The organism is Rhodococcus sp. 5A-K4 (genome assembly GCF_046097995.1).
In the GTDB taxonomy this organism is placed as follows: domain Bacteria; phylum Actinomycetota; class Actinomycetes; order Mycobacteriales; family Mycobacteriaceae; genus Rhodococcus_F; species Rhodococcus_F erythropolis.
The window spans coordinates 105,646-115,924 of sequence record NZ_JBJURM010000022.1; the positions used below are offsets into that span (position 1 = coordinate 105,646).

Genomic DNA, 10,279 nt, shown 5'->3' on the forward strand with positions numbered 1-10,279 from the left:
GGACAGATGAACGAATCCTCGGTACGAACCGAGCACCTGCCCGGCGGCCCGGACCTCGAACGGATCATGCGCGAACACGCCTACCGCGGTGCGTACCTCCAACTGACGGTGCGCGGCGCTCTGGTGCTGTTCATCGCCCTGACACTGATCTTCGTCCCGCCGATGAACGACGCGGGATGGTGTTTCGCGATTCTGGGCGCCTATGCCCTCTGGTCGGCAGCCGTGGCGCTGTGGATCCGCAGAGGCGGCACCGGCCCGGTGACGATGATCTGGCTCGGCTTGTTCGTCGACCTCGCCGTGCTCGCAACTCTGACATTGCTGACCGGTCTCGCAGCCGAGCAGAGTTGGACCGCCGACATCTTGAGCAACGGGCTCTTCGTCATTCCGGTTCTTGCGTGTACGCAACTGCGGACGGACGTGTGTGTCGGCGTCGTTGCGTGCACGATCGGTGTGTTTTTTGCTTCCAGTTGGGCAACGATGACTTCGAATTCCGAGCCGTGGCCGTCGATCCTGCTGAGTACCATGGCCTTGGCCGGGGTGGGTGCGGGCGCAATCGGATTGACTCGGATTCAAAGGTCGCGAGTGTTGACCATCGGGCACCTCGTCGGGCATCGCACGAGCCTTCTGGCCGAACTCATGGGGCTCGAGCAGCGTGAGCGCACAGAACTGTCCGAGCAATTGCACGACGGGGCGCTCCAGTACGTTCTCGCGGCGCGGATGGATCTCGACGAATTGGCAGGCAGTGCGGAACCCGTCGCGTTGGCGCGAGCCGGGAAAGCGCTCGGTGAAGCGACAACGCTGCTGAGATCGTCCGTCTCGGAACTGCATCCCACAGTTCTCGTCCACGTGGGTCTTGCCCGCGCGATCGGGGACCTCGCGCGCTCGGCGCAGGGACGCGGCGGAGTGGTGGTCGACGTCGACACTTCGGGCTGGAACGACGATTTACGCACGTCCGCGGACGAGGTCTTGTTCGGCGCCACCCGAGAGCTTCTGGGCAACGTCGTCAAACATGCCGGCGCGCAGAGCGTCCGGATCGAGCTTGCGCGGCTGGACCACCGTGCGGTGCTCGTTGTCTCGGACGACGGTCGGGGCATCAGCGCCGATCGGATTGCCCAACGACGGGCCGCCGGGCACATCGGACTGCTCTCGCACGAACTGCGTGTGGTTGCCGCTGGTGGCTCGTTCTCGGTCGGACCGGGTGAAGAGTCCGGAACCCTCGCGCGAGTCGAGATACCGTTCGAGATCGTCACCGCCCCTGACCACGATCGTTGAGGAGTTGTCGATGGCTGCACTGATCACCGATCGCGAGCTCAACCTGGCGACTCTGGCGCGGCAGTTCCTGCTGCGGCGGGCCGAGGTCAGCGCGTTGGATGCGATCGAGCATCTGGCAGGTCTGCAGGCCCAGGCGCCGAATCCGCCCTACCTGGCACTGTGGGCACGGCTGAAGAACTTTGCGGCAGAAGACCTCTCAACCCTTGTCGAGAAGCGCCAGGTGGTGCGGCTGGTTGCCATGCGGGGCACGGTCTTTGCCCTCTCGGCCGCCGATGCGGGTCCCTTCCGTGCCACGGTTCAGACGATCATGGAACGCGACCTCCACACCAACAGCACTCAGCGTGCGGCGCTCACCGGGTTGGATCTCGACGCGCTGGCGCAGGCGGGGCGTGACCTGGTAGCGGACGGGCCGCTCACTCAGATGCAGATGAGACCGATACTGGCAGAGCGCTTTCCCGGCCACGCGGCCGAGGGACTGGCGCACGGAGTTCGAGGGCTTCTGCCGATGGTGCAGGTGCCACCGCGAGGTCTGTGGGGACGATCCGGAGCGCCGGCACTGACGACCTTGGAGAATTGGCTTGGCGCAGAAGTGAGTTCATCTGCAGATCCCGACGCGATGGTGCTGCGCTATCTGGCTGCCTTCGGGCCCGCGAGCGTGAAGGATGCGCAAGCATGGTCGGGGCTCACGAGACTCTCCGAAGTCTTCGAGAGGCTACGTCCCGGCCTGATCACTTTTGTCAACGCGAAAGGGGCCGAGGTGTTCGACCTGCCGGATGCGCCACGACCGAACTCCGGAACACCGCCGGTCAGAATCCTTGCTCCGTTCGACAACATCCTGCTCTCGCACGCCGACCGCTCGCGAATCATGGACGAGCAGTATCGAACTCGCGTCTTCACCGTCAACGGCATCATCAAGCCCGCCATCCTGGTGCGCGGAAAGGTGGTGGGATTCGCGACGGTGACGCCGGCCAAGGAGACGGTCGAGTTGAGCGCGACTCTGTTTGCGCAGCAACCGAAGACCGCACTCGCGTCCATCGAGAAAGAAGCGCGTTCGTTGCTGAAGTTCGTGCACCCGAAGATCCCGACCCGAGAGGTGCGGTTCGCTGTCGCTACGTAGCAGGCTTGTGCTTTCGCGGTGCTCGATCGCGTAGTTCGGCCACGATCTCGTCATTCCACATGTGCCGACGCACCAGTCGGTACCGCTCCCGGGCGATCCACAAGTACGCTTCGGCGTCGGTGTGCTCGGGCAACATGTCGGCGCCCCTCAGCATTCGCACGACGGGGAGAAACTCCTCGCCGAACCAGCGCCGGGCGACCGTGTCTCGGCCGAGGAACTCACCCTTTTCCTGCATGAGCCGAAAACCCCACGCCTCCACGCACTCACTGAGTTCGGCGTACTCCCACGGGTCGGTGACCTGGACAGCTTCGCGTTGTGAACCCTGCAGCGGAACGCGAGTGAGGAAGAGTCGGCGATGGTCCTTGATGAGCAGATCGGCGCGCTGAGTGATGCCTTCCGGCGAGATGCGCGTGATGATCTCGGTGACGTACGCGTCGATTGTCTTCTGGTGCATCGCACACGCAATGGACACTCGGTGGTGTCCGTCGATCACGAAATGCATGGAGCCGACACGGTACAACTGAACGGGTGGCACCGATTCGCCGCGTCGTTGCGCCACCGCAAGTCGCTCCCAACGAGCGCGCGAATGAGTGGACGTCGGACGGAAGTACCTGTCGAAATCACCTGTGCGGTCGACACTTCCGACTATCGATTCGATGGTGACGACCTGTAGACCCAGAGACTTCTCACCAACCTTGCCGAGCGCTGCGACAACCTCGTCGAACGGCAGGATCGCGTTGACGTCGTCCGGTTCGCGTCGTAGCCAACTGACCAGACGGGCAACGTCGGCGCGTCGACGCTGACGAGCGAAGTCGTTTTCCGCGTCGGCTGTGGGAAATCCGGTGTCACGAGCCATGTCGGCGCCTCACGATCGTCGGCGGAGTACCTGGGGAAATCTCCATCAGCGTGAAGCCGACGGTATTGAGCACGATAGTCCGGCCTACCTCCAGATCGAGAGGTGTTCGCCCGTGCGGGTGGATGTGTCCGTGAATCATGACCGTCGGATCGAGGGTGCGGATCAAGGGGGTGAAGCATTCGAACCCACGATGTGGCCGATCCTCGGCGTCGCCGACGCCGCGGGCGGGGCTGTGGGTGAGCAGCACATCCACGCCCGCCCGGCCGCCGGGAAGCCGCGATTGCCAGGCGTTTCGCCAGGTGAGCGAGCGGGCGCGTCGGCTCTGCTGGCGCTCGGACCACTGATTGGGACCCGTGTTGTATCGGATGGAACCACCGAGGCCCGCGATCCGCAGACCGGCGACGGTCACGATGCGTCCGTCGGCGTTGACTGCGCCGGTCGGGCCGGGCCACTGCGCCGGCATACCTGCCCGCATCCAACCGGATCTCTTGTTCGAATATCCGGACAGATCGACGTCGTGGTTTCCGGGAACGAACACGCACGGCGCATTCAGTTGGTCAGACAGGTACTCCAGATACGCAAACGGCAGGTCGCCCGCGCCGAGGATCACGTCGACTCCGAGTGAACGAACTTGACTGCTCCACAGGAATTCGACGGTCTCGTCGCTGACAGCGAGAACGGAGACCATTTCGACGACGCTACCGCCACCGCGAGGTATCTGCGCTGCGAACCTCGCGGGCACGGTGTTTAGATGGACGAGTGTCAGACAGCGTCGTATCTTCCGTCCGGGCCCATCTCGTCAGCAGCATCGAGGGGCCGGACCCCACCGCGGCCTCAGTGACGTTCCTCGGTGTCGAACCGCTGGACGTGCTGCGTTTCGAATCACCCGACGGCCTGGTCCGCTACGTCACACTGGGGTGCTCGCGTCATCCGATGGGCGACCCCAACGAACTGGTCGCAGACCCCACACGCGGTCCTCGCGCCGAGTTGGTGCTCACCCTGCGCGGTGGCACGGGTGTCGCGTCGGGTGTGGCCAGGACGCTCGCGGTGCTGGCTGCGGCGCCGTCCGTCGAAGGCGTCGTGCTGCTCGAGGACGCACTGTTGGACCTGGGCGAGCCGCTGTGGAAGGACACTGCGTTCACGGCGGTGCTTCTCGGTGACAGCGGGATCGCCGACCTGACGCTGCCGGAGCCGTTCGATCCGGTGCGCTTCCTTGGCGTGGTCCCCCTGACCGGTACCGAAGCCGCCTGGGTGCGTCTGCGCGGCGCGGAGGCCCTGCGGGAAGCGTGGACCGAGGCGGGGATCGACATTCGCGATCCGCACCGTTCCGCTGCCTCGCTCTAGCTGCGCCGGCGCTTTGTCCGTCAGATCATTCGGCGTGCACGAGGATGTCCGCCAAGTTCTCGAGACTTACCCGAACGGTCCGTGAAAATGCTTTCGTCACGATCGGGTCTGCCATCTTGCCGAATACGCCGCCGAGTCCGCTTTCGCTGTCGAGTCGGTAGGTGACCCGAGTGCCGTCACCGACTTCTTCGCAGGTCGTGGTCTGCGAGAAGCTGACCGGACTTTCGACGGACGTCGATTTCGACGATCTCGGTGGGTCGTACTCGGTGAATTCGGATGTCCACTCGAGACGCTTGCCCAGGATTCTCGAGACACCGTGCCAACGGCTTCCCACGCCCATCGGGCCGTCGGTGATCTGTTTGCACTCGACCATCGAATTCTCCCAGTTGGGCCAGTTCTCGGCGACGGCGATGTACTCCCAGACGTCCTTGGGTGGCAACGCGATCTCTACAGACTGCTCGACTGTAGGCATGGTTGTTCCTCCATCTCTCCTGGATCTGAATTTGCTTGTCGCAAAATGAATTTCGGGAACGGAATGAAAATGCGTACCCATATCCATTGTCCGCCTGCGACGGTGGCAAGTACAGGGAGTCAGCGTGCGAGGTTCACAGCCAGTTGTTGCGACGGAAGAGAAAGAACAAGCCGACACACACCGACGCGATGAGGAACAGGATGGACTGATATCCGTACTTGTAACCGAGTTCCGGCATGTTCTCGAAGTTCATTCCGTAGATACCGGCAACGCCCGTCGGCACGGCGGCGATAGCGACCCAAGCCGAGATCTTGCGCATGTCGGTGTTCTGTTGCACCGCGATCTTCGCGAGTGCGGCATCGACGAGAGAACTCAACACCTCGTCGTATTCCGAGATACGTTCGGCCACGATCGTGTGGTGATCCCTTACGTCACGGAAGTATCGCCGGATCTCCTTCGGGACGAGGCCGCCCGCGGGTTGGGTCAGCTGCAGCAGCGGCAATCCGAGTGGAGTGACCGAGCGTCGTAGTTCGACGATTTCACGTTTGAGCAGGTAGATATGCTCGACGGCAACGGTGTTCCGCGGGTTGAACACCAACTCTTCCATGCTGTCGACGTCCTGCTCGACGAGTTGAATGACGGAGAGATAGCTGTCGACGACGTGGTCGGTGATCGCGTGCAGCACCGCGAACGGGCCCATGGCGAGGCGCTCGGGATTCTGCTCGAGTGACTTGCGCACGCTTGCCAGTTCGGAGTGATCCCCGTGACGGACGGTCACCACGAAGTCGGGACCGACGAACACCATGATCTCGCCGGTTTCGACGATCTCGCTCGCCGTCGCCACGGACTCGTGCGGTACGTAGACGACCGTGCGCAGCACCAGGAACATGACGTCGTCGTAGCGTTCGAGTTTCGGGCGCTCGTGTGCATGGACGGCATCCTCGACCATCAACTCGTGGAGTCCGAAAGTTGCTGCGACATCTTGCATCTGGCCTTCGTCGGGTGCATGCATGCCCACCCAGACGAACGCGTTGTCTCGACTACGGACCTCGGCCAACGCGGCGCGGTGCGTGTACTTGCCCGGCAACCGCACGCCGTCCACGTAGACCGCGCAGTCGACGATCGCGCGGGCTGCCGGAACGGGGATCTTGGGCGCATCGGCTTGCGTCGATTTGCCGTTCGACCAATTCGGCAGTGACGGCATGGTTGGCACGCTCGCTCCTTCTCGGTCTGTAGTGCAGGGGAACGGCACTGCGGCGACACGTGATCGAATTGCGCTGCCGCTGCGGCGTAATCGTACGTCAGCTTCCGGCTCGCCCACCGGAGCGCGATGAAGTTGCCGATTGCTGACACACTGGAACAGTGCGAATAGACCTTCACACCCACTCCAACGCATCGGACGGCACCGATACCCCGGCTGCCCTCATGCGCGCCGCAGCCGACGCCGGACTCGACGTCGTCGCCATCACCGATCACGACACGACTTCGGGCTGGGCCGAGGCGGCGCACGCCTTGCCGGCCGGCGTCAGCCTGGTTCGTGGGATGGAGATGTCGTGCGAAGGTCGAGGTGAGCGTGGTTGGCCGGTCGCTGTTCATCTGCTGGCGTACCTGTTCGATCCGACGCACCCCGAATTCGCCAAGGAACGTGAGCGACTGCGCGCCGAACGCGTCGAACGTATCCGGGTGATGACGACCATGATGGCGCGCGACGGTCTGCCCGTCGATCCCGATCAGATCTTGGCTGACGCCGGTCCGTCCGTCGGACGCCCGCACGTCGCAGCGGCCTTGATGCGAGCGGGAGTGGTGTCGAGCATCAGTGAGGCTTTCTCCGACCTGTTGTCCAGTCGAGGGCGATACGACGTTCCCAAGTACGACACTCCGCTCGAGTACGCCGTCGAACTGGTGGCAGCGGCCGGGGGAGTAACTGTCCTTGCGCATGGACGTGCCCGTTCGCGCGGCGGATTGCTTGCGCTCGACCACATCCGTGATCTGGCCGATCTGGGTCTCGGGGGTCTCGAAGTCGATCACCCGGACCATCGCAGCGACGATCGTGACGTCCTGCGCAGCCTGGCCGTCGACCTGGGCTTGGCAGTCACCGGATCCTCGGACTACCACGGCGAGAATAAGACGATCGGACTCGGCGACGAGCTGACGGACGAGGCCGAGTTCGACAAACTCGTCTCGGCTGCCACCGGCGTGGAGGTACTTGGGCGCTGATGCTCGACACCACGCTCTACCTCACCGTGTTCATCACGCTGTTCGTGATCATGGACCCGCCCGGAGTCATCCCGGTGTTCTTGTCACTGGTCGGCCGCAAGAGCCGTGAAGATCGCAACCGAGCGGCATGGCAGGCCCCCGCCGTCTCCCTTGCGGTCATCTCGGTCTTTGCCATCGGCGGTCAGGCGATACTCAACTACCTTCACATCGGCATTCCGGCGTTGCAGGGCGCAGGCGGATTACTGCTGCTTCTCATCGCACTCGAACTGCTGACCGGGAAGGCCTCCAACCGTCCGCAGGGAGCCGACGACGTCAACGTCGCACTCGTTCCGCTGGGAACGCCGATGATGGCCGGTCCCGGTGCAATTGCGGCTGTCATCGTCTTTGTCGCCCAGGCCGATGGTGAAGCGGCGTCGTATCTGGCGATCGCGTTGGCGATTCTGTCCATCCACCTCGTGCTGTTCGTGGTCCTGCGCTTCTCGACGGCACTGATCCGGATACTGGGTGAGGGTGGCATCAGCCTGCTGGCACGCATCGCCGGTCTTTTGCTCGCCGCCATCGCAGTTCAACTCATTGCGGAATCAGTCCGCGGATTCGTCGCGGGAGCGTAAGAGATGACATACGACGACAGGTACGAGGACGACTACCGGTACCAGGATTATCAGGACTATCAGTACGAAGACGATTACGACTATCCCGCCGACAAACGACAATGGCTGCTGGTTCGCGCTCTACGCGCCCTGAGCGGCACCGTGGTGGCCGGAATCGTGGTCTTGACACTCGTCATCATCGGTTCGGCATATCTGGGCGGCAACCGCGGATTCCCGGGTCCGGGAACAACGTCGATCACCGCGCACATTGCGGCCTCGGTGGTTGCTTTGGCCGCGCAGATCTGGTGCGACCGCAGGCGGGGTATCGCGGCGGTTGCCGGATCGGTGGTCGTGCTCGTGGTGGCGGGGCTGTTGTTGGTGACGCAGTGGTGGGGATGACTGGGTGGGGATGACTGGGTGGGAATGACGGCTCGGGTTCGAGTGTGGTGAGGAATCCGACCGCTTGGAGGATTTGATTGTGATCCGACTCTGGTGGCAAACTGGAGTTACTTCGAGGCGGCGCCACAGCCCGGCCCCGAAGTGCAGGTTTCGTCAGAATTTCTCCCGAAACCTAGATTGCATGGATACGCCAGGGCTCACCCGCCCCACACCATGACGCTTCGGATGTATTGCGGCCCACTTTCTCGCGCACGCCGAATGCTCTTCTTCTCAGTAGTCGTTCGCGGAAGAAATGATCTCTGACCGTTGTGAACGTAGTTTCGCAGCGGTCCGAAGGATTACTTCCCAGTAACCCAGCCCCGCTTGAGGCTGGACTAATCAGGAGTGTCATCGTGTCCCTCGTGACTGAAGCCATCAACGTACCCAAGGTCGAGTTGACCGACGAAGAAATCTTTGCCGCTCACGTCGGTGGCAAGCTCTCGGTCGAGACCACAGCACCGCTCGATACGCAGCGGGCCCTCTCGATCGCCTACACGCCGGGTGTTGCTCAGGTGAGCCGCGCCATCGCTGCAGACGAAACCCTCGCCGATCGATACACGTGGACCAACCGACTTGTCGTCGTGGTCAGCGACGGCACCGCGGTTCTCGGACTCGGCGACATCGGCCCCCGCGCGTCGCTGCCCGTCATGGAGGGCAAGTCGGCACTGTTCAAGAACTTCGCCGGACTGAACTCCATTCCGCTGGTTCTCGACACCAAGGATCCCGACGAGATCGTCGAGACGCTCATCCGTCTGCGCCCGAGCTTCGGCGCGGTCAACCTCGAGGACATTTCGGCGCCGCGTTGCTTCGAGATCGAGAAGCGCGTCATCGAAGCCCTCGACTGCCCCGTCATGCACGACGATCAGCACGGAACCGCCATCGTGGTCCTCGCTGCCCTCAAGGGCGCCGTGAAGGTTCAGAGCCGCGACATCACCACACTCAAGGTCGTCATCTCCGGCGCCGGTGCTGCGGGTGTTGCGTGCGCGAACATCCTGCTCGCCGCCGGAATCAGCGACGTCATCGTGCTGGACTCGAAGGGCATCATCTCGGGCGAGCGCAGCGACCTCAACGACGTGAAGGCAGAACTCGCGGCACGCACCAATCCCCGCGACCTGCACGGTGGTGCCATCGAGGCTCTCGAAGGTGCCGACGTGTTCCTCGGTGTCTCGGCGGGCAAGATCCCCGAGGAGCTCATCGCTTCGATGGCTCCCGAGTCGATCGTGTTCGCGCTCTCCAACCCGGACCCGGAGATTCACCCCGAAACCGCGTCGAAGTACGCGGCGATCGTGGCTACGGGTCGCAGTGATTTCCCGAACCAGATCAACAATGTTCTCGCCTTCCCCGGTGTGTTCAAGGGCGCGCTCGACGCCGGCGCCCGTCGCATCACCGAAGGTATGAAGCTCGCTGCCGCCGAGGCAATCCTGTCGGTGGTCGGCGACGAGTTGGCGGCGGACAAAATCGTCCCCAGCCCACTCGACCCTCGCGTGGCACCCGCAGTAGCGGAAGCCGTCGCGGCCGCAGCGCATGCTGAGGGCGTGACCAGCTAAGAGGGACTACGAAAGCCCCGATCGGGACCCGCACACAAGGTTCCGATCGGGGCTTTTCGTGTGTACCGATCTACAGACGAGTGAGGTCGGGTGTTCGGCGCAGCCTGCCGGTCCCGGGAACCGATGCCCAGACCACCAGCGCCAGTAAGCCGTCCACGACCAGAGCCACAACCGCGACCAGAATTGCGCCGACGACCACTCGGTCGTACTTGTAGAGCGCGAGACCGTCGAAGATGTACCGGCCGAGGCCGCCGAGGTTGACGTAGGCGGCGACCGTTGCCGTGGCAATCACCTGCAGTGTCGCGTTACGCAGTCCGCCGAGAATCAATGGCAGCGCATTGGGTATCTCGACGCGGAAGAGCACTTGGAGTTCGGTCATACCCATCGCCCGCGCGGCCTCGACGACGCCGCGGTCGACGCTGGCAA

The 10,279-nt window shown here is 63.4% G+C and carries 12 protein-coding genes; 7 read left to right on the plus strand and 5 right to left on the minus strand.

The genetic code is table 11. The features are described from left to right. The first annotated feature begins 6 nt into the window (after positions 1 to 6). Together ACKAMS_RS25085 and ACKAMS_RS25090 are read left to right on the plus strand one after the other, a co-directional pair. Entirely contained in the window at positions 7 to 1,272 is a 1,266-nt protein-coding gene (locus tag ACKAMS_RS25085; RefSeq protein ID WP_308370918.1) for an ATP-binding protein, read from the plus strand. Between the two features lie 10 nt (positions 1,273 to 1,282). After that, positions 1,283 to 2,389, plus strand: a complete 1,107-nt coding sequence (locus tag ACKAMS_RS25090; RefSeq protein ID WP_408989734.1) for a winged helix DNA-binding domain-containing protein — start codon at positions 1,283 to 1,285, stop codon at positions 2,387 to 2,389. On the opposite strand, the gene ACKAMS_RS25095 is transcribed toward ACKAMS_RS25090, so the two are convergent. After that, a complete protein-coding gene (locus tag ACKAMS_RS25095) occupies positions 2,382 to 3,245 on the minus strand; it encodes a hypothetical protein (RefSeq protein ID WP_003945080.1) in 864 nt (287 codons plus the stop codon). The two genes, ACKAMS_RS25090 and ACKAMS_RS25095, sit on opposite strands and share 8 nt — an antisense overlap. Then, positions 3,235 to 3,933, minus strand: a complete 699-nt coding sequence (locus ACKAMS_RS25100) for a metallophosphoesterase (protein WP_003945097.1) — start codon at positions 3,931 to 3,933, stop codon at positions 3,235 to 3,237. Before ACKAMS_RS25100 ends, ACKAMS_RS25095 begins: the two co-directional genes overlap by 11 nt. A 71-nt stretch (positions 3,934 to 4,004) precedes the next feature. On the opposite strand from ACKAMS_RS25100, the gene ACKAMS_RS25105 reads away from it, so the two are divergent. After that, positions 4,005 to 4,589 carry a suppressor of fused domain protein gene (locus ACKAMS_RS25105; RefSeq protein ID WP_019749342.1) on the plus strand — a complete coding sequence of 195 codons (585 nt, stop codon included), beginning with the start codon at positions 4,005 to 4,007 and terminating at the stop codon, positions 4,587 to 4,589. Positions 4,590 to 4,614: 25 nt separating this feature from the next. On the opposite strand, the gene ACKAMS_RS25110 is transcribed toward ACKAMS_RS25105, so the two are convergent. Then, on the minus strand, positions 4,615 to 5,061 hold the full coding sequence (locus tag ACKAMS_RS25110) for an SRPBCC family protein (protein WP_007736117.1): 447 nt from the start codon (positions 5,059 to 5,061) through the stop codon (positions 4,615 to 4,617). A 133-nt stretch (positions 5,062 to 5,194) separates the two neighbouring features. Next, a complete protein-coding gene (locus tag ACKAMS_RS25115; RefSeq protein WP_019749341.1) occupies positions 5,195 to 6,265 on the minus strand; it encodes a magnesium and cobalt transport protein CorA in 1,071 nt (356 codons plus the stop codon). Between the two features lie 158 nt (positions 6,266 to 6,423). On the opposite strand from ACKAMS_RS25115, the gene ACKAMS_RS25120 reads away from it, so the two are divergent. The 4 genes from ACKAMS_RS25120 to ACKAMS_RS25135 all read left to right on the plus strand — a co-directional run bounded on the left by ACKAMS_RS25120 (position 6,424) and on the right by ACKAMS_RS25135 (position 9,853). Next, a complete protein-coding gene (locus ACKAMS_RS25120; RefSeq protein ID WP_019749340.1) occupies positions 6,424 to 7,278 on the plus strand; it encodes a PHP domain-containing protein in 855 nt (284 codons plus the stop codon). Further along, entirely contained in the window at positions 7,275 to 7,889 is a 615-nt protein-coding gene (locus ACKAMS_RS25125) for a MarC family protein (RefSeq protein ID WP_164490628.1), read from the plus strand. The genes ACKAMS_RS25120 and ACKAMS_RS25125 overlap by 4 nt, the downstream gene beginning before the upstream one ends. Before the next feature lie 3 nt (positions 7,890 to 7,892). Further along, positions 7,893 to 8,267, plus strand: a complete 375-nt coding sequence (locus ACKAMS_RS25130) for a hypothetical protein (protein WP_408989735.1) — start codon at positions 7,893 to 7,895, stop codon at positions 8,265 to 8,267. A 392-nt stretch (positions 8,268 to 8,659) separates the two neighbouring features. Next, positions 8,660 to 9,853: an NADP-dependent malic enzyme gene (locus tag ACKAMS_RS25135; RefSeq protein ID WP_003945072.1), complete on the plus strand. Its 1,194-nt coding sequence runs from the start codon at positions 8,660 to 8,662 to the stop codon at positions 9,851 to 9,853. A gap of 70 nt (positions 9,854 to 9,923) precedes the next feature. Here the strand turns inward: ACKAMS_RS25135 and ACKAMS_RS25140 are convergent. Next, a partial coding sequence (locus ACKAMS_RS25140) for an ABC transporter permease (protein WP_408989736.1) occupies positions 9,924 to 10,279 on the minus strand: 356 nt, incomplete at its 5' end.

Excerpts from the sequence above, each read along its gene's own strand:
- ACKAMS_RS25085 (WP_308370918.1), top strand. The coding sequence starts at position 7 with ATGAACGAATCCTCGGTACGAACCGAGCACCTGCCCGGCGGCCCGGAC.
- ACKAMS_RS25090 (WP_408989734.1), top strand. The coding sequence starts at position 1,283 with ATGGCTGCACTGATCACCGATCGCGAGCTCAACCTGGCGACTCTGGCG.
- ACKAMS_RS25095 (WP_003945080.1), bottom strand. The coding sequence starts at position 3,245 with ATGGCTCGTGACACCGGATTTCCCACAGCCGACGCGGAAAACGACTTC.
- ACKAMS_RS25100 (WP_003945097.1), bottom strand. The coding sequence starts at position 3,933 with ATGGTCTCCGTTCTCGCTGTCAGCGACGAGACCGTCGAATTCCTGTGG.
- ACKAMS_RS25110 (WP_007736117.1), bottom strand. The coding sequence starts at position 5,061 with ATGCCTACAGTCGAGCAGTCTGTAGAGATCGCGTTGCCACCCAAGGAC.
- ACKAMS_RS25115 (WP_019749341.1), bottom strand. The coding sequence starts at position 6,265 with ATGCCGTCACTGCCGAATTGGTCGAACGGCAAATCGACGCAAGCCGAT.
- ACKAMS_RS25130 (WP_408989735.1), top strand. The coding sequence starts at position 7,893 with ATGACATACGACGACAGGTACGAGGACGACTACCGGTACCAGGATTAT.